Raw genomic sequence first — 24,848 nt, 5'->3', positions numbered from 1 at the left:
GAGGGAGACCAATGAGACTCAAGCTGACGCTGCACCGCCAGACGGGCGATCCGGTCGACATCGTGGTCACCACGGATTCGACCGCGACTGCCGGAGACGTGGCGCGCCACATCGCCGAGGCGGACCCCACCCGGTCGATCCCGGTCGCCGAGGGCGACGTGCTGACGTTGGCCGTCGCTCCGCCGATGGCCGAGCGGCTGGTCCCGTTGCAGCCGGACATCCCGATCGGAGAAGCGGCGATCGGCTCCGGCTTCGCAGCATCCATCCTCAATTACGGTCCCGACTACGTCTCCACGGGTCAGCGCGAGATCGTGGGCGTGCTGCGTGCGATCGCGGGACCCCTCACCGGCCAGGAGTTCCCCATCTCGTCCGGCCAGGTGGTCCTCGGGCGCGACAGCGCCAGCGACGTCGTCCTCGCGGACTCGATGGTCTCCAAGCGCCACGCTCGGATCGAGGCCGGTCAGCACATCGAGGTCGTCGACCTCAACTCCGCCAACGGAGTGCTCGTCGACGGCGTCGCCGTGCAGCGGGTCCGCCTCGAAGAGGGAGAGCCGTTCATCATCGGCGCGACGACGCTCGTCCTGCGCCTCGCCCGGTCGTACGACGGCACGGCCACCGAAGAGCCGATCATCGAGCGCGGCGGCGGGCTGATGTTCAACAGGAGTCCGCGCGTCGAAGTGCGCTACCCCGGCGCGGGCTTCAAAGCACCGCGTATTCCTACCGAGAAGCTCGGCAAGATCTTCCCCTGGCCCATCCTGATCACGCCGATCATGATGGGCATGGCGCTCTACGCACTCAACGGCAACCCGCGTTCGCTGCTGATGATCGTCATGACGCCGTTGATGGCGCTCGGCAACATCATCAACCAGTCGGTGCAGGAGAAGAAGAGCTCCAATCACGAGTTCGTGCTCTTCGAGCGCCAGTACGAGGAGCTCGAAGAGCAGTTCTTCCGCGGCAAACCGGAAGAGGAACAGGCGCGTAACGCCGAGGCGCCACCTGTGGCCGAGGTGTTCGACCATGCCATGCGGCTCGGGCCGTTGCTGTGGACCAGGCGCCCAGAGCACTGGAACTTCCTCGGTCTGCGGCTGGGCAGCTGCACACTGCCCGCCCGCAACATGATCGCCGAGATGGACACGCCCGACGGACTGCCGGAGTTCCTCGAGCGGATCGAACGGCTGCAGGAGCGGTACAAATCGGTGGATGATGTGCCGATCTTCGAGCTGTTCGCGGATGCCGGATCCGTCGGGATCGCGGGCCCCCAGGCACTCGCGGCCGACGCGATGCGCGGCATCGCCGTCCAACTGTTCGGACTGCATGCCCCCAACGATGTGGTCTCAGTGGCATTCGCGGATTCGGCGTGGACGGCCGAGCTCGACTGGCTCAAGTGGATGCCGCACACCTCCAGCGAGAAGAGCCCGTTCCAGGGCGTGGCGCTCGCCGATTCCGCACCCACGGGCGCCGCGCTGTTGAGCATGCTGGAGGACTACGTGCAGCGCGCAGCTTCCGGCGGTGCCGACAGCAACGAACCGCGCGGGCCTTTCAAGGACGACTGGAACCCGCTGCTGTACGGCACCGACGTCTCTCGGGCGGCGAGCGATCACAAGAAGACGGTTCCTGTTTCGGTGATCGTCTTCGTCAGCAGTGACGCGCCGGTCGATCGTGGGCGGCTCACGGACGTGCTGGACCGCGGCGCCGATTACGGCGTCCATGCGGTGTTCGTCTCGCCGACCGTCGAGTCGCTCCCGGCGGTCTGCCGTAGCTACATCGACGTGACGAACGGCCTCGAAGCCGCCAGCGTCGGACTCGTGCGCACCGGCGAGAACTTCGACGACGTGCGGATCGAGGGCGTCTCCAACGCCTACATGCACATGCTCGCGAAGCGTATGGCGCCCGTGGTGGACGCGAGCACGGTGGTGCACGACGCCTCCGACATCCCGAGCACCGTGGGATTCCTGCAGCTCGTGGATCCGGCGATCGCTGAGGACCCCCAGGTCGTGATCGAGCGGTGGCGTCAGAACAACACCATCGTCGACCGCTCGCCCACCCCCAGACCGAGACTGAAGAAGGCCGGCAATCTGCGCGCGATCATCGGCCAGGGTGCGAGCGACGCCATGGCGCTCGATCTGCGGACTCATGGCCCGCACGCTCTCGTCGGAGGCACGACCGGTGCCGGAAAGTCAGAGTTCCTGCAGGCCTGGGTGCTCGGCATGGCCGCCGCCCACAGCCCTGACCGCGTGACGTTCCTCTTCGTCGACTACAAGGGCGGATCGGCCTTCGCCGATTGCGTCGAGCTGCCGCACTGCGTGGGTCTGGTGACAGACCTGAGCCCGCACCTCGTGCGCCGCGCGCTCACGAGCCTGCGCGCAGAGTTGCACCACCGAGAACACCTCCTGAACCGGAAGAAGGCCAAGGACCTGCTCGAGCTCGAGAAGCGTCAGGACCCGGAGTGCCCCCCGGCCCTCGTGCTCGTGATCGACGAGTTCGCGGCGTTGGCATCCGAGATGCCGGAGTTCGTCGACGGGGTCGTCGACATCGCGCAGCGCGGCCGGTCCCTCGGCATCCACCTGATCATGGCGACCCAGCGCCCTGCCGGCGTCATCAAGGACAACCTGCGTGCGAACACCAACCTGCGCATCGCGCTGCGCATGGCGGACGAGGACGATTCCCGCGACGTCGTCGACGATCCGGTGGCGGCGAGCTTCCCCGCATCGATCCCCGGTCGCGGGATCGCCAAGACGGGCCCCGGCCGGCTCGTGCCCTTCCAGTCGGCCTACGCCGGTGGCTGGACATCGGAGGACGAGACCGGCTCGGTCGAGGTGCGGGCATCGGAACTGCGCTTCGGATCGACCGCTGACTGGGAGCCGGATCGCCCTGCGGAAGCGGAGACGCACGATGAGGACCTCGGTCCGAACGATCAGAAGCGCATCGTGTCGACGCTGATCCGTGCTCGCGAGGTGGCGGCTCTGCCGCATCCGCGTCGTCCGTGGCTCGACGATCTCGCGGAAGTCGTCGAATTGGAGGATCTGGAGAACGAGGGTGACACCCGCATTCCGATCGCCATGATGGATGTGCCGGAGAAGCAGGTTCAGGAAGCAGCTGTGTTCGTGCCCGACCGCGACGGTTCGCTGGTCGTGTACGGAACGTCGGGATCGGGTAAGTCGACGGTTCTCAAGACCATCGCCACCGCTGCCGGCATGCGTCCTGATCGAGGCCGCGTTCAGGTGTACTGCATCGACTTCGCCTCCGGTGCCCTCGGCCCGCTCGCCGACCTGCCGCACGTCGGCTCGGTCGTGGACGGTGCGGATGCCGAGCGGATCCAACGCCTTTTCCGCACGCTCGAGCGCGAGATGGATCGTCGCTCGGCCGCGTTCTCGGCCGCGAGCGCGGCAACGGTCCAGGAATATCGCGACATCGCCGATCCGAACATGCCGCGCATCCTGCTGCTGCTCGATAACTTCCCCGAGTTCAAGAAGGACTGGGAGTACGCGCCAGGACGTGCACCGTTCTATCGCACCTTCATGCGCATCCTCGGTGAGGGGCGCACGCTCGGCGTGCACACGGTGATCACGGCGGATCGCGGCAACGCGGTGCCCAGCGCCGTGGCATCCAACATCTCCCGCCGCGTCGTGCTGCGCATGGGCGACGAGAGCCAGTACATGCTGCTGAGCGCGCCGAGGGACATCCTTGACGAGCAGTCGGCTCCGGGGCGGGCGATCATCGACGGTCACGAGACGCAGATCGCGGTGCTGGGCGGCACGACGAACGTGGTCGAGCAGACCAAGGCGCTGCGCGCACTGGCAGAGCGACTGCGTTCTCAGGGCGTCCGAGACCTGCCTGAGATCGGTGCGCTGCCCACCATGGTCCCGGTCACGGACATGCCGGCGACGGTCGACTCTTTGCCGGTGTTCGGCATCGCGGACGACACGCTCGAACCGCGCGGATTCGAGCCGATCGGGTCGTTCGTGATCTCCGGCCCTCCGGCCTCGGGCAGGACGAACGCGCTGCGGGCGCTGGTCGTGGCCATGGAGCGCTTCGACCCGAACGTGCGCATGTACCACCTCGGCAGCCGTCGCGCCGAGCTCAAGGACTTCCGTCCGTGGGTGCGCAGTGCGATCAAGCCGGAAGACGAGAAGGAGCTCGTCACAGAGCTCGCCGAGCTCGTCGCCGGCGATACGGTCGACGGCCGCATCATGATCGTCATCGAGGACATCCCGCACCTGGCGGACGGGCCGGCCGATCGGCCGATGCGCACGCTGCTGCAGGCGATGAACAACAGCGACCATCTGCTCATCGGCGAGGCCGAGATCAGCCGCGCCAGCGGAAGCGTCGGTGTGCTCGGCGAGTGGAAGACCGGCCGGCAGGGCATCATCCTCAAGCCGGACACCTACGACGGCGAATCGATCTTCAAGACGGCGTTCAGCCGCGTCAAGAGATCGGACTTCCCCGTCGGGCGCGGAATCTTCGTGCAGGCAGGTCGCATGGTGACGATGCAGATGCCGTTCGTCCCCGAGCAGCCGGTAGCCCCGGCTGTCGCTGTCGTCCCGGCTGCCTTTGCCGTCGCGCAGACCCCTGCCGGTTCGGTGGATTCGGCGATGGGTAGCGGTGACATGGGTAGCGCTCCCCGTTTGCGGGAGCGCAATCGTTGACTACTCTCATTGACGAGGCCGAACGGGCCTGAACAGGGCCAGACAGGCCGGAAGACGAACGCGGGAGGCAGTTCTCATGGCACATGACTTTGGTGCAACGTACAGCGAGATGGAAAGCGCAGCTCAGCGCCTTCGTGACGGTCGCACGACCGTCACCGACACCCTGAAGGAACTCCAGGGCGTCATCGAGGACCTGGTGCAGGACGGGTTCAAGACCGAGAACGCGTCGGGTCAGTACTCGACGGCATACGACGAGCTGACGTCCTCGCTCGACGACGCCGCAGAGGCCGTCAACGACATGGCCACGGCGCTCGACCAGATGGCCGACAAGATCCGCGACTCCGACCAGCTCTGAGTTCGCACAGCATGAGGCCGTGGTGGCCGGTTCGGGGGGACTGGTCGCCACGGCCTTTCGCTGTCCCGGATCACCTGCAGAAGAGCGACGAATAGAATCGGGAACATGAGCGGATCACAGAGCTATTGGTACAACCTGTCGAACCAGACGGTGACACGTGCCGATGAGCGTCCGTCTGAGGACACCATCGGGCCGTTCGCCACGGCCGAAGAGGCTGCGGACTCGCCAGCCGTGCTGTTGGAGCACGCGCGCGCCTGGCTCGAGAGCGAAGAGAGCGAGCCGTTCCGGGCCATGGCCGAGGAGAGCGGCGACGACACCGACTACGCGTGATGGCGACGGCATGAGGGGGAGTCATCGCGCTGTCGCGCTTGTCGCAGCCGCGCTCGTGTTAACTCTGGCGGGTTGTTCTCCGGCCCTGCCGGAGTCGGTCGTTCCGGATACGAAGGTCGTCGTGGGATGGACCGGTGCGTTCACGTCGACGAACGTGGCCGCGTCGCCGACGCCCGGCAACATCGACATCGCGCAGATGACAAGAGGCGACTTCGGCGACATGGTCGACGGCGATTTCGTTCCAGACGAAGGCTTCGGCACGGTGGAGATCGTCAGCGATGACCCGTTCACGGTGCGCTACGACCTCGCCGAGCCGTCGTGGTCGGATGGCATCCCACTCGACGCAGCCGATCTGCTGATGGGATGGGCCGCCGCCGCAGGGTACTTCGAGCAGGACGGCGAGGCTGAGACGGACGCCGCGGCACCGGATGCTGTGGACAGCGATGTCCCGAGCATCGACGAGTTCGCACGATCGATCGACGTGACCTCGTATCCGAGAAGCGACTGGCAGACGGCCGTCACTGCGCCGGTGCCGGCCCACGTGCTCGGAGCCCGTGCTCTCGGCATCGACGATGCGATGGAGGCGAAGCAGGCCGCCATCACGGCGATCCAGACCCATGACGACGCCGCGCTCCAGAAGATGGCCGACGTGTGGAACGAGGGGTTCGCACTGGACGGCGGGAAGGTCGCGGACGAACTGCTGCTCTCCAGCGGCCCGTTCCGAGTCGATGAAGTGGCAGACGGCGGTCAGCAGGTCGTTCTCGTGCCGAATGCCGCGTACCGCGGGCTCACGCCGCCGCAGCTGGCGCGCATCGAGCTCGTGCCTGGCGGCGATGACCCGCTCGCCGCGATGGGAAACGAACTGGATGTCGTGCAGACCACCCCGGTGGCGGCGAACAAAGAGCCGATCCGCGCACTCGAGCGTCGAGATCTCGTCGTCAGCACCACCCGTGACGGAACGGTCTGGGCTGTCCTGCTGAAGCCGACAGGTGTGTTCACCAGTGTGCAGGCGCGAACGGCGTTCCTGCATGCTGTACCGGCGAGCGACCTGATCGAGCGGGGTGCAGGCGAGTGGCGCACCTCCTATTCGCCCACCACGTCGATGACGACGTCGGCTGATTCACGTGCATACGAGGTCGTCAACGAGGACTCTGGGTTCACACAGGCGCTCGGCACCACTCAGGGCGAGCCGCCGCTGGAGCGCGAAGCCGCAGGCATCGCAGCGGGAGCCCCGGTCTGCGTGCTCTACGACCGCGGGAGCGAGTTCGCCGTCGGGGCGTTCGCCGGGATGCGGGATGCTGCGGCAGAGGCCGGCTGGACGATCACGGACTGCAGCGCAGATGACTTCGATGCCGCCCTCGAACAGCGCAACTGGGACGCGGTGATCGCTCGCGTACCGCTCCCGCAGACGCCCGGCGACATCGCGGCCCAGTGGGGCAGCGACAGTGCGGCCTCGATCGTCCGTCAGTCGGATCCTGATCGTGACGCGCTGATCGCGCAGCTCGCTCAGACGACCGATGTGTACGAGGCGCGCGATCTTCTGGCGAAGATCGAGGCGACGATCGTCCGGGCGGCTGTCGCCCTTCCGATCACTGGCGGTCCGGTGCTCACGATCGTCGATCGCGACGTGACGGGTGTCGCGCCCCGCAACGGAGCAGTCGCGTCGCTGACCTCGGGCGTCTCGCAATGGGCGGCAGTGCCGTGAGCGGCGACGTACGCCGGTCTGTCGTGTGGGTTGCTCTCCCCATCGCGAGTGGGTGCCTGCGCCGCATAGGGTTTTCTTTGGAGGTTGTGCCGTGGGAATGATGTTGCCGAATGAGCTTGTCTGGGTGATGGAGAAGCTGGGTTTTGAGTGGCCGGACATCGACGAGGATGAGGTCCGTAAAGGATCAACGCTCGTGCGGAATCTTGGCACCGATCTGGAGTCTGTGATCCAGGCGGTGGACCGGAAGATGAATGGCGATCTGACCGCATCGATGCGGGGTCAGACAGGGCCCGCGACCGTGAGCGCATGGAACACGAACCGTGCGCAGAACCTGCAGAAGCTCATCGACATCATGCCGCCTGCGGCGACGGCGATGGATGTCGGTGCGGAAGCGATTCTGGCATTGAAGTTGAAGGTGATCTTCGATGTGACCACGACGATGATCGCGTTGGTGGGGATGCTGACGAATCCGATCACCGCGCTGGGCGCAGGTCCGATGCTGTTGATCAAGAAGAAGCTCTTGAACGCGGCGGTCGACGTCGCGGTGGAGCAACTGCTGAATCAGCTCCTGCCGATGGCGATCGAGCCGATGTCGCAGCAATTGCCGGCGGTGATCGATGCGGTTCTGGATGCGCCGATGGTCGAGGGCACCGCAGGGGATTCGGATGAGTTCTATGCCGATCTGCAGGCGCTGGAAGATGCGCAGACGGAGATGAAATTGCATGGTCAAGATATCTCGACGCTGACGTCGACGTTCTTCACGGAGTTTTCCGCTCTCGATTTCGGAGGAGACGCCTGATGTCTGCATTCGGACGCGCGTTCGCTGATCTGTGGCAGGCGATGGTCAAGGGCGGCAAGGACGCGAATGTCAGACTCCCTGAGGTCGCCCGCAAGATGGATGATCATCTCGAGGAGTTGAAGCAGAAGGTGAAGCTTCTCGACGGGACCGATGCCCCTGATCTGACCGGAAGCCGCACCAACCGCGTGGATCGCACGACGAACGAAACGCTGTACCGGGGCGATAACCGTCCGCCGAGCGTGATCTTCGATGAGGGCTTCCAGGTGCGGGACGCGAGTAACAACGACTACAACGATTTCGTGCGTCACAACACGCATTCTAATTTCGTCAGCACCACCACCACCCCCGACTTGAACTGGCCCGCGGCTTACCGCTACTCCATCGATGCGCCAGGCGGTATCGATGCCGATGCCACGATCCCGGATAATCCGTTCGGCCCGAACTCATTCCGGCCGGAGCGCGAGATCACCTTCCAGGGTGGGATTCCGCGTGAGAACGTCATGGGTGCGCACCCGGTCGGCCCTGGGGGTTCATTGGGCGATTGGGTGCCGAACCCGCATTACAGTGGTGGAAAGTGAGCGACCTCGACATGGATGGGACAGAGCCTCGCATGACGACATCCAAGGTGCCGCCCATTACGGACGCACTCCGCGCGGAGGCTCGCGCGAATCCGGGTGAGTGGGTGTATGCGATCGATCCCGAGTTCGCAGGTGTCGATCGTGTGCCGCCGGAAGGCATCGTCGGGGCATGGCACGCAAACGAAGCCGGCGAGTTGAGCAAGGAATTCACTCCCAACCCTCGTTACGTGCCGTCTCCGCCTGCGCGCGGCTGGCCCGCACCGACCACCAAGCTCGAGCGCGTGCTGCAACTCGCGCGGGCCGGACATATGACGAGCGAGCAGCTGGACCAGGAATTCGCTGTATCCGAGGTCGTCATCTTCAGCAGGCCCGAAGGTGGGATGTTCCTCGCCACTGCGAAAGACGGCGGACGCCTCGCGTACGCCTTCACTGACGCGGCGAAGGCCGCAGCTTCCGGGTACACCGATCTCGCCACGATCCGCGGTCGCGAGTATGCCGAGTCGCTGCCCGAGGGCGTTCGAATCGCTCTCAATCCCGGGACCGAGGTTGCGCTCGTCATCGACCCTGCTGACATCCTCAAGGCATGACCGAAGGGTCACGCACGATCCAGGTGAGTCGCGACGGGATCGTACGCGATGCCACGATCATGTGGCGGTTCGATGGATCGCGCTCGTGGGAGGTGGAGATTCGCTGCTCCGGATTCGGTACGGCCGAGGCACGCGCGGACGATGCCTTCGAGGCATTGTGCCTGGTGCGAGAAGAGCTCGAACCATTCGGTTGGCGGATCGGTGTCGCGGGCGCGCAGGCCGATGTGTGGCCCAGCGGAATGGCCCGTGACCAGGGCGGTGGCCAGCGGGCGTACCGGATGACGGCTGAGCAGGTCGGAGATCTGGTGGATACGTTCGAACCTGTGGACCCGGCATCAGTCACCACAGTGGCCCTGCAACGCGCCGAGACGGACCGTATGTACGAAGCGATCCGACACCGGGCACACACGGACTGATCGGGGCGCGCAGGTTGTCACCGATGCGCTGCCAGTCACCCGCGGTCTGCCAGGCCTTTTGATCGAGCAGGCCGGAGATGCGGTCGTACGCACGGGACTTGTACCGATCCGGTATTACGTCCCTGACGCCCTCAAGCTCACCGAATAGAGCGGTTGATCTCGTCGGGGGCCGGTTGATGGACGTGAACCGGCCCACGCGAGTCGACCCGGAACACGCTCATGGGGTGATCTCCCCATCGCGCATCCGTCGTCGGGATCGGTAGTTTCGTTGCGGAGGTGCTGCCGTGGGAATGATGCTGCCGGACGAACTGATCTGGATCATGGACAAGCTCGGTCTGGAATGGCCCGACATCGACGAGGATGAGGTTCGCCAGGCGGCGACCCTCGTGCGCGGTTATCGCGACGACATGGAGACGCTCGTCCAGGCCGCCGATCGCCGCATAAACGGCGACATCGCGGCGGCCATGAAGGGCAAGATCGGCACGGGCCACGTCGAGGCGTGGAACCGGAACCGATCCGAGAACGTGCAGCAGTTGCTCGACGTGCTCGGCCCGGCGAGCACCGGAATCGACCTCGCAGCGGACATCGTGTTCGCGCTGAAGATCAAGGTGATCGCCGAGGTCACCCTGACCTTGATCCAGCTCGTGCCGCTCCTGGCCGCCGGACCGTTCGGCGCCGGCGGTGCCGCGGTGCTCATCCTCGTCCGCAAGAAGCTCTTCTCCATGGCCATGGAGGCGACGCTCGAGCAGGTGATCAACGAGGTGCTGCCGCTCGCGCTCAATCCTCTCGCCGAGAAGGTTCCGGGCATGGTGATGGCGCTGCTCGATGCTCCGGTCGTCGAGGACAACGTCGGTGACGTCGACGAGTTCTACGCAGATCTGGTGGCGCTCGACCAGGCCGCCGACGACATGGACGCACACGCGGTCGATGTCGAAGAGCTCACCGATCGTCTACTGGCCGATCTCGCAAATCTTCAGATCTCGGGGGCGTGACAGCATGCAGTTGAAGCAGCTCATGAAGGAACTCGTGGATGCCGTCGACGGCGCAGGGCGAGAGTTCAAGACCGGATTCGCCGGCGCATTCCGCAAGCGCGGAGGTCGTCATCGCGCGGATGCCGACGCCATCCGCGGTCTGGACCGACGCAGCGCGGACAGCGTGCCGAGGCACCGTGCGGAGCCGGCGACTTCGCACGCGAAGAAGTACGACATCCTCAGCGACGTCAGCCGAGGGATCGAGTCACAAGGACGCGTCGCGAGGCATGCGAGCCCGGACTACAACGCCATGCAGGACCTCGGCCGCTCGGTCGGCAAGAGCGTTCACGACATCCCGGGCGACATCGTCGACGAGGTCAAGGGTGTGCCGAAGACGGTTCCGAAGCAGCTTGTCGAGGAACTCTACGAGGATGCCATCGGGCAGGACGATCCTGACAAGTACGGGCGGAAAGACGGCGACATGAAGTTCCTCGCGCCGTCGAGTGAATCGGGCGACTTGAGCGCGCTCAGTCAGAGCGAACTCGAGAGCCGGCTGGGCCTTGGCCCTGGTGCGCTCGACGGAGCGGCCGTCGAGGTGAAGCAGATTCCCGATTCGCGATTCGTCAGTGTCGAGATCGACTATCCAGGGAGCGACTGACGTGCGCGCGTGCCGTGAGATGGGAACCGCTACCCATCGTGATCTTCGCCTCGTCTGCCTACAGTCGTTGCAGGAGGAGGTGCGATCGTGGGAATGATGTTGCCGAATGAGCTTGTCTGGGTGATGGAGAAACTGGGTTTTGAGTGGCCGGATATCGATGAGGATGAGGTCCGTAAGGGCGCTGTTCTGGTGCGGAATTTCGGGTCGGATCTGGAGACGGTGATTCAGGCTGTTGACCGGAAGATGAATGGTGACATGGCTGTCGCTTTGCGGGGGCAGACGGGCCCGGCGACGGTGAGCGCGTGGAATACGAATCGTTCGCAGAATCTGCAGCAGTTGCTCGATATCATGCCGCCGGCGGCGACGGCGATGGATGTCGGTGCGGATGTGATCTTCGGTTTGAAGATGAAGGTGATCTTCGATGTGACCACGACGTTGGGGACGTTGTTGTTGATGTTGACGAATCCGATCAGCGCGGCGGGTGCTGGTCCGATGCTGTTGATCAAGAAGCGGTTGTTGAACGCGGCGGTGGATGTCGTGGTGGAGCAGTTGATGGAGCAGTTGGCGCCGATGGTGATCGAGCCGATGGCGCAGAAGCTGCCTGCGGTGATCGATGCGATTCTGGATGCGCCGATGGTTGAGGCGGCGGCGGGCGATTCGGATGAGTTCTATGCGGATCTGACGGCGTTGGAGGATGCGCAGGCGGAGATGAGTCTTCGTGGTGCGGACATCTCGACGTTGACGACGAACTTCTTCACGGAGTTCTCCGCTCTTGATTTCGGAGGAGACGCCTGATGGGTGTCGGACGGATCTTCAAGGAGGCGTTCGAGTCCGTGCTGAACGCTGCGACGCACTCGAAGAGGTTGCAGGGGTTGACGGACAACCTGGGCCTGCACATCGGTGGCTTCGGCAAGAAGGTCAAGAAGAACGACACGTTCGACGGCAATGACAAGGGCGTCGATTACTCGACGAAAGCGCACAAGCCCGGAAGTGGCGAGTCCTCGGGGCCGGTGGTCTTCTACGATCCGAAGAAGGGTGCGACGCCGGATCAGAAGGCCCAGATCCAGGAGTACATCGACGGGTGCAATGCTGCCGGCAAGGATGGATATCTCTCTCCCACCGGTCGTGTGAGCACGAAGGGTGAGTTGCGCACCGACGCATCGGCGGCTGCGGCTGCGGAGAAAGCGGGCGGAACGTACACCGGTCACCCCGGTCACGTGCCGGATACGACCTGGACGGGGATACCGGATCCGCACTCGTGGTTGGATCTTGACCCGTCGGTCAATACGAGCCTGGGCTCGCAAGCGCTGCGTTATCCTGTTGGCTACCGGCCGAAAAACTTCATCTATGGAGGCGAGTACCCAACATGATCGTCATCGAGGACTGGCGTCCGCCGATCGTTGAGATGGTGATGACGAAGCAGAATCTGGCTGCGTGGGATCCGAAGGGCCTGTTCCCCAACCACCTTCCCGAAGTCGCCGCGACCGAAGAATCGATTCGTGAAGCGGAGCTGGCGCTGGGCGTCACGTTCGACAAGGAGCACCGCGGTTTCCTCGGATTCGCCGACGGTTGGAAGTGCTTCCATCAAGAGGTCACGCTGCTCGGTTCGCGTGAGCTGGTCGCCGGGGAACTTCGAGAAGCGGCGCTCGAGTCGTTCGAGTACGCACCGGAGATGCTCGAGGAGCTCGGGCGATCGGCCGAGGAACTGCTGCCGATCGCTGCGAGCCTCGAGCAGGCCGACGTGTTCGTGATGCTCATCGAAGAGGGCGCGGTCGGACCAAGAGTGCTCTGGCTCGCCGAGGGAGAGCTCATCGATACGTTCGACAGCTTCGGTCAGTTCTTCGTCAGCATGATCGAGTACACGAAACGTCGGATCGACAAGATGCAGGAAGAGGCCCGGGCCGCCGGGATCACCGACCTGTGATCATCTGATCCACTTGCGTCAGGTGTCATGCACCGGCATCCGGGCTGTTCCCGTGGCAGGATATTCGCCAGGGGGTCGATACGTGACTGAAATCGATGGTGCTACGGCGCTGGATGAGGATGCTGAGCCGAGTGTGACGCGCGAAGCAGCGCCGCTCCGGCTTGAGTTCGCCGGAGAATGGCACGACCTGCCTGTGGACAGGCCGTTCATCATCGGACGTGAGGGTGACCTCGAGGTCGACGACAACCCGTACCTGCATCGGTACTTCCTCGAGCTGCAGCATCACGACGGACTGTGGTGGCTGGCGAACGTCGGGGTGCGTCTGGCAGCCACCATCTCCAGCGCCGGTGGCGCGGTGCAGTCGTGGCTGTCGCCCGGTGCGCGCATGCCGCTCGTCTTCGAGCGCAGCGTGATCGTGTTCACTGCCGGGCCGGTGACTTACGAGCTGAGCCTTCACACCGAGCAGGCTCCGTACGAGGTCTCCCGCCAGGTGGAATGGTCGATGAGCGGTGAGACGACGGTCATGCCGGCCAGCTTCACTGCGCTGCAGAAGCAGCTCATGGTCGCGCTTGCTGAGCCGATGCTGCGCCGAGAGGGAGTCAGCATGAACGAGCTGCCCTCGTCGAGCGATGCCGCCAAGCGCCTCGGATGGACGATGAGCAAGTTCAACCGCAAGCTCGACAACGTCTGCGACAAGCTCGACCGCATGGGTGTGCAGGGCCTTCGCGGTGGTCCGGGAAAGCTCGCCACCAACCGCCGGGCCAGACTGGTCGAGTACGCCGTGACCTCCCAGGTCGTCACCCGGGCCGATCTGCCGCTTCTCGACGATGGCGCGCTGCGCGATCAGCACGATCCGGACGGTGACTGACTGCATGAACGAGGACTGGGCACGGCTGTGCAGGCTGCTCGACGATGATCCGCAGATCGTCGCGGCGGTGAGCCAGGCTGTCGACGAGCCCTGGCTCGTCATGATCGAAGGCCTTGACGACGCCGGCGCGCTCGCCTATCTGGAGCCGGGGGACACCGGAGCGCAGCTCGCCGATGCTCTCGCCGGTCTGCCGCGCGTCTTCGCCACCGCAGTCGACCTCGACGCGGTCGGGGATGTCGACTCCGACCTGGCGACAGCCGTGGCCGTCGCGAACGAGATGCTCGACGAGCACGGCCTCGCGCTGGTGTACCTCGAGGAGGAACCCGACGCCTATCCGCTGGTGGCGGTGTCAGCGGACGATACAGAGGAGATCGTCGCTCTCGCGGGCCGGCTCGGGCACGTCGCCCGTACGCACTGAGCTTCGCGTCAGCGCATCGCGTCGGCGAGGTGCCGGGAGTCGGTGCTGAGCACCTTCACGATGATGCCTCGCTGGCGCAGATCGGTGATCGTGCGCGTCTCTTCGTCACGGTCGCGCCCCAGGGCGTGCACGTTGGCCACGACCAGCACATCGCCCTTGTGCAGGGTCGCGATGAAGCGGGCCAGACGATCGCGCCAGCTCTCGAGGATCTCAGGAGCCGGATGCCGGAACCCCTCGATCGGAACGCCGAAGCGGGTCAGATCATCGCGCTGCTGCACGACCGAGGGCATCCCCTCACGGGAGACGACCAGTCCGACCAGACGTGAACTCGTAGGACGTGCGTGCCACCAGTCGTGATCGTGCTTCAGCTCGGTGAAGCACTTCTCGCACTGCGTCGCCGCATGCGGCAGGTGCAGCGGACTCGTCATCGGCTCGCCGATGGGATGTTTCCCGGTCGTCAGATCAGTCGTATCGCTCATCGGCGCACCTCCAGCATCCATTGTGCCCTGCGCCTCGGACAACCAGGTACCCGCTCCAGCAGATCGGGCTACAGAACCCCGAGCGCCCGCACTGCTTCTCGCTCCTCGACGAGTTCGGCGACCGAGGCGTCCACGCGCGCGCGAGCCCATTCGTCCAGCTCCAGGCCTTCGACGATCTGCCACTCGCCGTCGACCGATCGCACCGGGAACGACGACATGAGGCCCTCGGGAACCCCGTACTCGCCGTGCGAGACGACGCCGGCGCTGGTCCAGTCATCCGTGCCGCGCACCCAGTCGCGGGCGTGCTCGATCGCGGCGTTCGCGGCTGATGCCACGGACGACGATCCACGCACCTCGATGATCTCTGCGCCGCGCTTCGCGACACGGGGGATGAAGGTCTGCTCGAGCCAGACGCGCACGTCTCCGACCCGCTCGGCCAGCGCGTCGAGCACCGGGCGGCCGTCGACGGTGGCGTGCGAGACATCGGGGTACTGCGTCGCCGAGTGATTGCCCCAGATCGGCACGCGGCGGATGCTCGACACCGGTGCATCCAGAGCGGCGGCGACCTGTGCGCGGGCGCGGTTCTCGTCGAGCCTGGTGAGCGCGGTGAAGCGCTCGGCTGGCAGGCCTTCGGCGGATGCCGCGGCGATCAGCGCATTCGTGTTCGCCGGGTTTCCGACCACGGTGACGCGCACATCAGCGGCGGCGTGCTCGGCGATCGCCCTGCCCTGCGGTCCGAAGATCCCGGCGTTGGCCGCCAGCAGATCGGCGCGCTCCATGCCGGGGCCGCGAGGCCGTGCGCCGACCAGGAGCGCGAGGTTCGCCCCGTGGAAGCCGATAGCCGCATCATCGGTCACCTCGACATGCTCGAGCAGGTCGAAGGCGCCATCGTGCAGTTCCAGTGCTGCACCCTCGGCGGCCCGGAGACCCTGCGGGATCTCCAGCAACCGCAGTCGCACCTTCTCGTCGGGACCCAGCAGGTCTCCGGCCGCGATGCGGAACAGCAGCGCGTATCCGATCTGTCCGCCCGCACCAGTGATCGTGATCGTCGTCGCCATGAGACGAGACTACGCCGCCACCCCGCACACGGCGCAGTGCGCGCGGTACTCTCATCCCATGACGTTCAACCCAGACTCCGACATCTCGGGCCATCGGACGCGTCGCCCCGGCCGCACCGCGGCGATCGCCGGTGGCGGCGTCGGAATCCTCGGCATCCTCGCGCTGCTCGCGGGACCGCTGTTCGGGATCGACCTGTCGGGTCTGGTCGGCGGGGGAACTCAGGGCGGCGGAGCCCCGGAGTCCAGCGGCACCGTGCTCGAGTGTCAGACGGGTCAAGACGCGAACACCCAGGACGACTGCCGCATGGCCGGCGCCCAGGTGCTGCTGGATGACTACTGGGCGCAGCGCGTCGAGGGGTACACGCCTCCGCAGCTGTACGTGTTCGAAGGGCAGACGTCCACGCAGTGCGGCACCGCTTCTAACTCGGTGGGGCCCTTCTACTGCCCGCCGGAGCAGGGCGTGTACATCGACCCCGACTTCTTCCAGATCATGCGGCAGCAGTTCGGCGCCTCTGCCGGAGAACTCGCGCAGCTGTACATCGTCGGCCACGAGTGGGGCCACCACATCCAGAACATCACCGGTGTGATGACGCAGTACCCGAACAACGGCACCGGCCCCGGCAGCAACGGCGTTCGCACCGAGCTGCAGGCCGACTGCTATGCGGGCGCGTGGCTGGCAGATGCCGCCGAACTCGAGGACGAGAACGGGGTCGAGTATCTGCAGACGCCGACCGAGGCGCAGCTGAAGGACGCGCTGAACGCCGCGCTCGTGGTCGGCGACGACCAAATCCAGGAGATGTCCGGGTTCTCGAACCCTGAGTCGTTCACGCACGGATCGAGCGCGAACCGGCAGTACTGGTTCGCCAGCGGCTATCAGGACGGGCTCGGCACGTGCGACACGTTCGATGCCTCGGTCGGGATCGATCTGGTCTCCTGAACCGCGAAGAGCCTGCCGGAACCTGCGCGCACCGCACGATACGGTGAAGAACACCGTCGGCCGACGGTTGAGAGTGACTGATCCGGGGGCCAGAAGACGATGAAGCTGGATGCACTGTATCCGCCGATCGAACCGTACGACAGCGGCATGCTGATCGTGGGTGACGGTCAGCGCATCGCATGGGAGGTCAGCGGCAACCCCGAGGGCAAGCCGGTCGTCTTCCTGCACGGCGGGCCGGGCAGCGGCGTCTCGGCATGGCAGCGTCAGTTCTTCGACCCGGAGAAGTACCGCATCGTGCTGTTCGACCAGCGCGGCTGCGGCAAGAGCACCCCGCACGCCGGCGAGCCGGCGGCCGATCTGCGATTCAACACCACCGCGCATCTGATCGCCGACATCGAACTGCTGCGCAGGAATCTCGGCATCGCGAAATGGCTGGTCTTCGGTGGTTCGTGGGGGAGCGCCCTGGCGCTCGCTTACGCGCAGGCGCATCCGGATGCCGTGAGCGAACTGATCCTGCGCGGCATATTCACGCTCCGGCGCGTCGAGCTGGAATGGTTCTGCGACGGAGGGGCGGCGGTGCTCTTCCCTGAGCTTTGGGAGGAGTTCATCGCTCCCATCCCTGTGCTCGAGAGAAGCCGGATGACAGAGGCCTACCACCGCCGGCTGAGCGACCCTGATCCGGCGGTGCACGTGCCGGCGGGAGTCGCCTGGGCGAAATGGGAGGCCTCGATCGTCACGCTCCGCCCCGACGCCGATGTGGTCGCCGCGATGACCGAGCCTTCAGCGGCGGTCGCGCTCGCACGGATCGAGAACCACTTCTTCCTGCACCGGGGCTGGCTGAGCGAGGGCCAGCTGATCGCGGGCGTCGACCGTATCCGGCACATTCCCGCCGTCATCGTGCAGGGCCGCTACGACGCCGGCACGCCGATGATGACGGCGTGGGATCTGCACAGGGCCTGGCCCGAGGCGGAGTTCGTGGTCATCGACGACGCAGGGCACGCGGCATCCGAACCCGGCATCCAGCAGGCGCTGCGCGACGCGGCCGATCTGTTCGCCGACGACTGACTGAGGTTTCGACTCGCTGGCGCTCGCTCAACCCGTTTCGTCTCCTCGCTCCGCTCGTCGCTCAACGACCCGCCGGGGCGCCGTGCCGCCCCGGCTCAGGCGCGGAGCGCCCGGAGCAGCGTCTTCAGCAGACCGAGCACTCCGCCGTCGGCGCGGAAGCGCGTGAGCCCCTCCGACACCTGCGCTCCGGTGCGTGCCGTCACGAACCACGGCGGCTTCGGCAGGATCGTGAAACGGCCTCCGCCGCCCTTCGACAGGCTCAGGAGCCACAGGGATGATGCCGACCGCGGGAAGGGCCGGAACGGTCCGCGCATGATGGAGCGCTCGACGCGGTCGAGCAGCAGCGCGTTGTGCACCACGCCGATTCCGCTGCCGACATCCGCGAGCGTGTTGCCGGGGAAGGCACCCCAGGTCAGCGTCGGCGTGATGAAACCGACCGCTGTCCAGGCGTTGATCGCGATCGAGCCGTAGCGCAGTTCGGTGATGGCCCGTTCGAACCCGGTGCCCAGCGCCTTCTGCGTTGCTGGATCGATCAGCAGGTTCGCACCGAGTGTGCCCTGCAGGTCGTGGTTCGCGTGCGCCACCGCGGCGTCCAGGAACTCCTGCCCCGTACCGCCGACCTCGACCACGCCCAGCACCGGGGCGAAGTATTCGGTGTTCTGCAGCGCCGTCGCATCGTCGCCCTCGCCGATCTCCACGAGGAGCCGGTCACCGAGCACGAGAGCGTCGGGGTAGTCGTCGCCGGCGCGCTGCATCCGATCATCCGATCCCGGATACCAGATCGCCCTCTCGGGTGCCTTGGCGTAGGCGCGGCGCAGCGCGGCGCGGAAGGCGTCTGCCTGGTCCCAATCGGATGACATGATCACGACCTGGCCCGCGATGCAGTTGTGGCCGCCGTTCTGCAGCCGCATGGTCGCGACGTGCTCGGCCTGGAAGGTGAGGTCTGCGTCTGTCCACTCGCCGGGCACGACGATGATCGGCGAGACGCCGCCGAGCTCTGCGGTGATCGGCTTCTTCAGCAGAGGACGGTCCTCGCGACGTCGCCGTCTTCCCGAAGCCCCTGTGCCCCACGTGATCGCGTCGAACGTCGCCGCCGAACCGGTGATGTGCACGTGGGCGAGCTTCGGGTGAGCGGTGAGATATGCGCCGACGTCGCCGCCACCGCGGACGATGCGCAGGAACCCCGGCTCGATCAGAGGAGCGAACGCATGCTCGAAGACGGACACGAGCGCGTCCTGTGTGGGATTCACCTTCAACAGCGCTGTGCGATTGTGGGCGAGCAGCTCGTAGAGAACGTCGAGTACAGGGATCGACGTGACGTTGCCGGCGCCGAGCACGAGCCCGACGCCGCCGGACGCGTCCGGGGTGCGCTGAGCGAGGCCGGCACCGGCACGTGCAGCCCGCGGCGTGACACCCGGCTCGAGCCAGACCTCGCCGGTGAACCCGGACAGCAGCACCTTGTCGATGCCTGTGAGAGGGAACGCGTGCACGCGGGTCCGTCCGCCGGGTGCACGGTCGATGCGGATTCCTTCGAGAGGGTTGCGTCCCTCGGCCAGCCTCGTGAGCGTCTCGACGTACGCATCGATGGCGCCGAGCGCGCTGTACGGGCCGGAGAGCCATTCCTCACCACGCAGCGGGTGAGCGCCGTTCAGGCCCTTGGACACCGCGGCTGTGAGCGCCCATTCCTCAGCGGATGCTGCGACGGCGGAGCGGACGCCACGCAGCAGCGTCGCCCGCTGGCCGACGGTGAGCGCCGACCAGGTGCGTGCTCCTGCGCCGAGGTCGTCGATCGCGGTGTCGAGTCGATCGCGGTCGGTCTCGTCGAGTCCTGCGGTAGGGGTCACGGTGGTCGCTGACGTCATCGGCATCTCCTTCGTGCGGGTACGCGCTCAGCCTAGGATCGATCAGCGGACCGCAGTGAAGCTGTTGTGCTATTCCTCAAACGAGCGCGATGCGAGCTCGTCGATGTCGTGCCTGCGCAGGCTGTACCGGGCGAGCGGAATCAGGCTGAGCGCCATCAGAACGGCGGGGAGGATGCTGAAGCTGAGCACGATGCCGGCAACCGCGGCATCCGGCTGGACGGTGCTCGCCCCGGCGACGCTGGAGACGTACCCGGTCGCGGCGAGCATGAGCGCGACGGCTGTCGCGCCGAGCGCGAAGCCGATCGTCTCGCCGGCAGTCCAGATGCCGGTGAACGTTCCGGCCTGCCCGGGGCCGGTCGTGCGCTCATCGTGCGAGATCACGTCGGGGAGCATCGCCATGGGCAGCGACTGCAGCCCGGCATACGCGATGCCCGCGACGGCGACGGATGCGTAGATCCACGGCCCAGGCGCCCACACCGCGAACGTGATGGTCGCGGACGCGACGAGGAACAGGATGCTGGCGGCGAGGAAGGACCGCTCCTTGCCGATGCGGTTCGCGATCACTGTCCAAGCCGGCGTCGCGATGAGGGCGGGCCCGACCAGGGCGACGAAGAGCACTTCGACCGCGGCCTCGTCACGCAGCACCCAGGTCGCGACGTACTGAGCACCGGCCAGCATCGTGCCGGTCGCGAGTGCCTGCAGCAGGAAGGTGCCCAGCAGCGCACGAAACGGCAGGCTGCGCCGCAGTGCCCGGAAGCCGGAGAGGTACTGCGTGCGCAGGTCGGGCGAGGGTGCGAGCTGCGTCGAGACGGCCTGCGCCGCAGCATCCGCTGTGCGAGCCGCGATCAGCATGCCGACGCCGATGGCGACTCCGGCGACGATACCCATCAGCAGGTAGCCGGTGACCGGATCGCCGGTCGCGCGACGCAGCATCGGGCCGCCGGCGCCGAACAGTAGGATCGCGGCGGTCAGCACGACCACGCGCCAGCCCAGTAGGCGGGTGCGTTCGTCGTAGCTGCGGGTGAGTTCGGCGGGCAGCGCGACGTACGGAACCTGGAACAGGCTGAAGGCGGTCGCGGTGCCGAGGAAGGCGAGCAGCACGCAGATCGCGCTCGCCACCGGCCCCCACGACGGCGGCACGGCGAACGTGAGCGCGAAGAAGACCGGCAGTGTCACTGCGCCGATGACCATGAATCCGCGCCGGGAGCCGGTGCGGGCGAGCTGGCGATCGGATGCTGCGCCGATCAGCGGGTCGATCACCACGTCCCACACCTTCGCCGTCGTGACGATGATGCCGGCGGCGAGGGCTGCGACGCCGAGGTTGTCGGTGAGGAAGTAGGTGAGTACGAGCCCGGGCAGCGTCGAGTAGCCGCCGGTGCCGAGGGAGCCGATCGCATAGTTCACGATCGTGCGCGCGGACAGGCGGACGGATGCTCGTTCGGGTCGAGCGTCTGTGCTCATGGCGCCAGTGTAGCGGCGCGACTCCTCGGTCGCTGAGCCTGTCGAAGCGTCAGATCAGCGAGAGCTCGCGGAGCTTCGACTCGACGTCTTCGTTGCGAGGTTCGACGTGGTGCGACGCGTCCGGGTAGACGACGACGGGGATGTTCGTGCGGCCCGAGATCTCCTTGGCGACGTCGGCTGCCGCCGGCTCCGCCACGAGGTCGACGTAGGTGTACTCGACGCCGAGGTCATCGAGCTGCTTCTTCGTGCGGATGCAGTCGCGGCACCAATCGGCGCCGAAGAGGGTGATGGAGTCAGAAGCGGGAGAAGTCATGAATCCAGGATATCGGCGTGCGGATGAGTAGGCGCTGAAACCAGTCGGGCGAGGCGCAGTGCACAGCTGCGTCCTGGAAGCGAAACTTCATGGCGGAACATGAAACGATGGTTCCGGCTGACCAGCGCGATCAGAGGGGACGAAACATGCGCACTGCTGTCACGATCATCGTCCCCACGTTCAACGAACGCGAGAACATCGCCGAGCTCATCGCCCGTGTGGCGGCGGCCCTCGCAGGCCGTGAAGCGGAGATCCTCGTGGTCGACGACAGCACGGATGACACGGCGGGGGAGGTCGAACGCGTCTCCGCCGGTGCAGGGCTGCCCGTGCGGGTGATCCGTCGGACGGAGAACACCGGGGGCCTCGGCGGGGCCGTCGCGCTGGGTCTTTCGGAGGCCGCGGGCGACGTCTGCATCGTCATGGACGGCGATCTCCAGCATCCGCCTGAGGTGATCCCTCAGCTGCTGTCGCGATTCGAGCAGGGCGACGTCGACATCGTCGCGGCATCGCGCTACATGGGTGGCGGCGACTCCCGTGGACTCGGCACTGCGATGCGGTTCGGTGTCTCGCGGGCGGCGACCTGGCTCACCAAGGCGATGTTCCCCCGCCGACTGGCCACCAGCACCGATCCCATGACCGGTTTCTTCCTCGTCGATCGGCAGAGCCTCGACCTGCCGGGGCTCCGCCCGCAGGGTTTCAAGATCCTGCTCGAGATCCTCGCCCGATCGGATGTGCGCATCGCGGAGGTGCCGATGGAGTTCTCCGAGCGCCGCAACGGCACGTCGAAGGCATCGCTGCGCCAAGGCGCGACGTTCATCGCCCACCTCACGCGGCTGCGCTTCGGCAAGATGTCGCTTTTCGCCCTGATCGGCGGCATCGGTGCGGTCGCGAACCTCGCCATCATGTGGGTTCTCACGACGATGGGGATGCCCTATATCTGGGCTGCGATCATCGGCGCCGAAGTCACCATCGTCGGCAACTTCTTCCTGCAGGAGCGTTTCGTCTTCGGCGACATGCGCCCGGACGCCCGCGGAGTCGGTGCCCGCTTCGCGGCATCCTTCACGTTCAACAACGTCGAGGCCGCCCTGCGCATCCCGATCATGGCACTGATGGTCGAGACGTGGCACATCTCCAGCGTGTTGGCCACCGGCCTCTCATTGATCGTCGCGTTCTTCGCGCGCTTCCTCTTCCACTCCCTGTTCGTCTATGCGCCCCGTCGCGGGCGTTCCGGAGCGGATGCCGCGTCGGCTGCTCGCGAGCCGGAACCGGACACCGCCGCACAGCGCATCATCCGTGCGATCGATGCCGAGGCGATGCGGCCGGGCGAGCTCTGAGTCGCACTGGTCTGCTAGACTCATCCTGCAACGTGAAGGATTCGCCGTGATTTCGGCGCATCACGTCGCCACTGATCAGGGCCGTAAAGGACCGCGTAGCACCGACGCGCGCGGCATCCGCTCTTGATCTCGAGAACATGAGGCGCGCGTGCGCGCCCCCACCAAGCAATGAGCATCACAATGAGCAGTACCTCCACCCATCCATCCGCACCACTGACCTGGAAACAGGCAGATGACGATGTGCACGTCGCGACCCGAGACGGCGAATTCGCCGGTTTCGTCGAGCTCGACGGTGCACGTCACGTCACCCGCGACAGCCACGGCACCGAACTCGGCGCATTCGCCACGCTCGCCGATGCGCGGCGCGCCCTCGACGGCTCGGCTCGTCGGAAGACCCGTTCGATCACGCAGACACTGCGCCGCCACCTCAGCCGTGCGCGTTCGTGATCGCCGGCCGTGCCGCCGCTGATCTTCGATTCGGACCCGGAAAGCTGAGAAACGTATGCCTACCCGCGTATGCGGGTCGCGTTAGCCTGAGGTAAGCGAACGGCATCCGCCCTTGGCTTTCATAGCTCAAGGGCTCCGATCGACAGGAGAGCAACATCTCCACCTCAACGGTCGTCGAAACGACCAGCATCCTCGGACCGGTACGTCAGACGTACTCCGGCAACGCGGATTTCCCACCCATGGCGCGCGCGTTCAAAGAGGTGTCGCAGGTCGTCCGCGAGATGGGGCTGCTGCAGCGCACCAAGTGGTTCTACCTGCTCAATGCGCTGGGCATCGTGCTCGCCCTCGGCGGTGCGGTCACGGGGTTCATCCTGCTCGGCGACAGCTGGTTCCAGCTGCTCATCGCCGGCGCGCTCGGCCTCATCTTCACGCAGATCGCCTTCGTCGCGCACGAGGCTGCGCATCGACAGGTGCTCACGTCCGGGCCGGCGAACTTCCGGCTTGCGCGCATCCTCGTCGGACTCGTCGGCATGAGCTACTCGTGGTGGGACAACAAGCACACCAAGCACCACGGCAACCCCAACCAGGTCGGCAAGGACCCCGACATCGAAGTCGACACGGTCTCGTTCCTCGAAGAGGACGCAGCCAAGTCTCGTGGCCTGATCCGACTGATCACCCGCAGGCAGGGGTGGCTGTTCTTCCCGCTGCTCACGCTTGAGGGCCTGAACCTTCACTACCTCGGCCTGAAGTACCTGCTCACCAAGAAAGACGTCAAGGGCCGCTGGATCGAGCTGGGTCTCATCACGGCACGCCTGGCCACTGTGCTGGTGCCGGTCTTCCTGCTGCTCCCGCTCGGAATGGCGTTCGCGTTCATGGGTGTGCAGCTCGCCGTCTTCGGCGTCTACATGGGTGCGGCGTTCGCGCCGAACCACAAGGGCATGCCGATCATCGAGCCGGGTGCACGACTGGACTTCTTCACCAAGCAGGTTCGCACCTCGCGCAACATCTCGGGCGGCTGGTGGGTGACCATCTTCATGGGTGGCCTGAACTACCAGGTAGAGCATCACCTGTTCCCGAACATGCCCCGCCCGCACCTCGCGAAGGCCAGAGAGATCGTGCGCGACTACTGCCTCTCCAACGACGTGCCGTACACCGAGACCAGCCTGCTCAAGTCGTACGCGATCGTCATCGAGTACCTGAACCGCGTGGGACTCTCTGCGGGCGCCGATCCGTTCGACTGCCCCGCTGTGGCGCAGTTCGGTCGGGCGTAGCTCGCACCAGTCTGCAAGCCCTTTCGGCGGCGGACGTCGTTCGCTAGCTTGTGGGGCATGGACAACGACTATTCAGGAATGGCCGCCGGCCTCGGCATCGGCGCCATCATCTTCGGGTTGGTGATCTACCTCGGCACCATCGCGCTGATGCTGTGGATCGGGTACCTGCTCATGCGTACGGCGGTGAAGAACGGCATCCTGCGCGCAGATGCGGAGCGTGCGGGTCAGCGTCCGGGCGGGCCGTACGCGGGGCCGCCGAGCCCTCAACAGCACGGCGTGCCGCCCAGGCAGTGAGGCGTTGAGCCCGACAGGCTGATCATTCGCACCGAGAGCGTACGGAGCGCCGCACCCGCCCGTAGGCTCGAA

General features: G+C 66.0%; 26 protein-coding genes. 21 read left to right on the top strand and 5 right to left on the bottom strand.

The window, feature by feature from the left end; all coding sequences use genetic code 11:
* The first annotated feature begins 11 nt into the window (after positions 1 to 11).
* From J1M43_RS14755 to J1M43_RS14685, 15 genes are all read left to right on the top strand, one after another.
* Positions 12 to 4,646 carry an FtsK/SpoIIIE domain-containing protein gene (locus tag J1M43_RS14755; RefSeq protein ID WP_206477150.1) on the top strand — a complete coding sequence of 1,545 codons (4,635 nt, stop codon included), beginning with the start codon at positions 12 to 14 and terminating at the stop codon, positions 4,644 to 4,646.
* Positions 4,647 to 4,722: 76 nt separating this feature from the next.
* Entirely contained in the window at positions 4,723 to 5,001 is a 279-nt protein-coding gene (locus J1M43_RS14750) for a WXG100 family type VII secretion target (protein WP_241245250.1), read from the top strand.
* Positions 5,002 to 5,106: 105 nt separating this feature from the next.
* On the top strand, positions 5,107 to 5,331 hold the full coding sequence (locus J1M43_RS14745; RefSeq protein WP_206477149.1) for a hypothetical protein: 225 nt from the start codon (positions 5,107 to 5,109) through the stop codon (positions 5,329 to 5,331).
* A 10-nt stretch (positions 5,332 to 5,341) separates the two neighbouring features.
* A complete protein-coding gene (locus tag J1M43_RS14740) occupies positions 5,342 to 7,036 on the top strand; it encodes an ABC transporter substrate-binding protein (protein ID WP_206477148.1) in 1,695 nt (564 codons plus the stop codon).
* 97 nt (positions 7,037 to 7,133) lie between these two features.
* Complete coding sequence (locus tag J1M43_RS14735; protein WP_206477415.1) at positions 7,134 to 7,835, top strand: hypothetical protein; 702 nt, start codon at positions 7,134 to 7,136, stop codon at positions 7,833 to 7,835.
* Entirely contained in the window at positions 7,835 to 8,413 is a 579-nt protein-coding gene (locus J1M43_RS14730; RefSeq protein WP_206477147.1) for a hypothetical protein, read from the top strand. Before J1M43_RS14735 ends, J1M43_RS14730 begins: the two co-directional genes overlap by 1 nt.
* A gap of 32 nt (positions 8,414 to 8,445) precedes the next feature.
* Entirely contained in the window at positions 8,446 to 9,000 is a 555-nt protein-coding gene (locus J1M43_RS14725) for a type VII secretion system-associated protein (RefSeq protein ID WP_206477146.1), read from the top strand.
* On the top strand, positions 8,997 to 9,416 hold the full coding sequence (locus tag J1M43_RS14720; protein ID WP_206477145.1) for a hypothetical protein: 420 nt from the start codon (positions 8,997 to 8,999) through the stop codon (positions 9,414 to 9,416). The genes J1M43_RS14725 and J1M43_RS14720 overlap by 4 nt, the downstream gene beginning before the upstream one ends.
* Before the next feature lie 290 nt (positions 9,417 to 9,706).
* Positions 9,707 to 10,408: a hypothetical protein gene (locus J1M43_RS14715; protein ID WP_206477414.1), complete on the top strand. Its 702-nt coding sequence runs from the start codon at positions 9,707 to 9,709 to the stop codon at positions 10,406 to 10,408.
* Between the two features lie 4 nt (positions 10,409 to 10,412).
* Positions 10,413 to 11,045, top strand: coding sequence for a hypothetical protein (locus J1M43_RS14710; RefSeq protein WP_206477144.1), 633 nt, complete (start codon positions 10,413 to 10,415; stop codon positions 11,043 to 11,045).
* Between the two features lie 93 nt (positions 11,046 to 11,138).
* Positions 11,139 to 11,840 (top strand): hypothetical protein, encoded by a 702-nt coding sequence (locus J1M43_RS14705; protein WP_206477413.1) that lies wholly within the window; start codon positions 11,139 to 11,141, stop codon positions 11,838 to 11,840.
* A gap of 77 nt (positions 11,841 to 11,917) precedes the next feature.
* On the top strand, positions 11,918 to 12,415 hold the full coding sequence (locus J1M43_RS14700; protein ID WP_206477143.1) for a hypothetical protein: 498 nt from the start codon (positions 11,918 to 11,920) through the stop codon (positions 12,413 to 12,415).
* A complete protein-coding gene (locus J1M43_RS14695; protein WP_206477142.1) occupies positions 12,412 to 12,969 on the top strand; it encodes an SMI1/KNR4 family protein in 558 nt (185 codons plus the stop codon). The genes J1M43_RS14700 and J1M43_RS14695 overlap by 4 nt, the downstream gene beginning before the upstream one ends.
* Positions 12,970 to 13,102: 133 nt before the next feature.
* Positions 13,103 to 13,837, top strand: coding sequence for a hypothetical protein (locus J1M43_RS14690; RefSeq protein ID WP_033106324.1), 735 nt, complete (start codon positions 13,103 to 13,105; stop codon positions 13,835 to 13,837).
* A complete protein-coding gene (locus tag J1M43_RS14685) occupies positions 13,830 to 14,255 on the top strand; it encodes a hypothetical protein (RefSeq protein WP_206477141.1) in 426 nt (141 codons plus the stop codon). The genes J1M43_RS14690 and J1M43_RS14685 overlap by 8 nt, the downstream gene beginning before the upstream one ends.
* Before the next feature lie 8 nt (positions 14,256 to 14,263).
* On the opposite strand, the gene J1M43_RS14680 is transcribed toward J1M43_RS14685, so the two are convergent.
* Complete coding sequence (locus tag J1M43_RS14680) at positions 14,264 to 14,734, bottom strand: recombinase family protein (protein ID WP_033105261.1); 471 nt, start codon at positions 14,732 to 14,734, stop codon at positions 14,264 to 14,266.
* A 68-nt stretch (positions 14,735 to 14,802) separates the two neighbouring features.
* On the bottom strand, positions 14,803 to 15,792 hold the full coding sequence (locus tag J1M43_RS14675; protein WP_033105260.1) for a malate dehydrogenase: 990 nt from the start codon (positions 15,790 to 15,792) through the stop codon (positions 14,803 to 14,805).
* A 58-nt stretch (positions 15,793 to 15,850) separates the two neighbouring features.
* On the opposite strand from J1M43_RS14675, the gene J1M43_RS14670 reads away from it, so the two are divergent.
* Together J1M43_RS14670 and pip are read left to right on the top strand one after the other, a co-directional pair.
* The gene (locus J1M43_RS14670; protein ID WP_033106323.1) at positions 15,851 to 16,729 is read left to right on the top strand and encodes a neutral zinc metallopeptidase; all 879 of its coding nucleotides are present in this window, start codon (positions 15,851 to 15,853) and stop codon (positions 16,727 to 16,729) included.
* A 99-nt stretch (positions 16,730 to 16,828) separates the two neighbouring features.
* Positions 16,829 to 17,794, top strand: a complete 966-nt coding sequence (pip, locus tag J1M43_RS14665) for a prolyl aminopeptidase (RefSeq protein WP_200880947.1) — start codon at positions 16,829 to 16,831, stop codon at positions 17,792 to 17,794.
* A gap of 95 nt (positions 17,795 to 17,889) precedes the next feature.
* On the opposite strand, the gene J1M43_RS14660 is transcribed toward pip, so the two are convergent.
* The 3 genes from J1M43_RS14660 to J1M43_RS14650 form a co-directional block, all read right to left on the bottom strand.
* On the bottom strand, positions 17,890 to 19,656 hold the full coding sequence (locus tag J1M43_RS14660) for an aldehyde dehydrogenase family protein (protein WP_241245249.1): 1,767 nt from the start codon (positions 19,654 to 19,656) through the stop codon (positions 17,890 to 17,892).
* Positions 19,657 to 19,725: 69 nt separating this feature from the next.
* Positions 19,726 to 21,117 (bottom strand): MFS transporter, encoded by a 1,392-nt coding sequence (locus tag J1M43_RS14655; RefSeq protein ID WP_052166756.1) that lies wholly within the window; start codon positions 21,115 to 21,117, stop codon positions 19,726 to 19,728.
* Positions 21,118 to 21,166: 49 nt separating this feature from the next.
* Positions 21,167 to 21,430: a glutaredoxin family protein gene (locus tag J1M43_RS14650; protein ID WP_033105258.1), complete on the bottom strand. Its 264-nt coding sequence runs from the start codon at positions 21,428 to 21,430 to the stop codon at positions 21,167 to 21,169.
* Positions 21,431 to 21,576: 146 nt separating this feature from the next.
* On the opposite strand from J1M43_RS14650, the gene J1M43_RS14645 reads away from it, so the two are divergent.
* The 4 genes from J1M43_RS14645 to J1M43_RS14630 all read left to right on the top strand — a co-directional run bounded on the left by J1M43_RS14645 (position 21,577) and on the right by J1M43_RS14630 (position 24,776).
* Entirely contained in the window at positions 21,577 to 22,764 is a 1,188-nt protein-coding gene (locus J1M43_RS14645; protein ID WP_241245248.1) for a glycosyltransferase, read from the top strand.
* A 180-nt stretch (positions 22,765 to 22,944) separates the two neighbouring features.
* Positions 22,945 to 23,211, top strand: coding sequence for a hypothetical protein (locus tag J1M43_RS14640; RefSeq protein WP_033105256.1), 267 nt, complete (start codon positions 22,945 to 22,947; stop codon positions 23,209 to 23,211).
* 155 nt (positions 23,212 to 23,366) lie between these two features.
* Positions 23,367 to 24,482 (top strand): acyl-CoA desaturase, encoded by a 1,116-nt coding sequence (locus tag J1M43_RS14635; protein ID WP_307823541.1) that lies wholly within the window; start codon positions 23,367 to 23,369, stop codon positions 24,480 to 24,482.
* A gap of 57 nt (positions 24,483 to 24,539) precedes the next feature.
* On the top strand, positions 24,540 to 24,776 hold the full coding sequence (locus J1M43_RS14630; protein WP_152594823.1) for a hypothetical protein: 237 nt from the start codon (positions 24,540 to 24,542) through the stop codon (positions 24,774 to 24,776).
* Positions 24,777 to 24,848 lie beyond the last annotated feature (72 nt).

This window comes from Microbacterium sp. KRD172, from assembly GCF_017168295.1.
Classification (GTDB): domain Bacteria; phylum Actinomycetota; class Actinomycetes; order Actinomycetales; family Microbacteriaceae; genus Microbacterium; species Microbacterium profundi.
The sequence above is the reverse complement of the archived record's forward strand: the minus strand, read 5'-3'. Positions and strand labels throughout refer to the sequence as shown.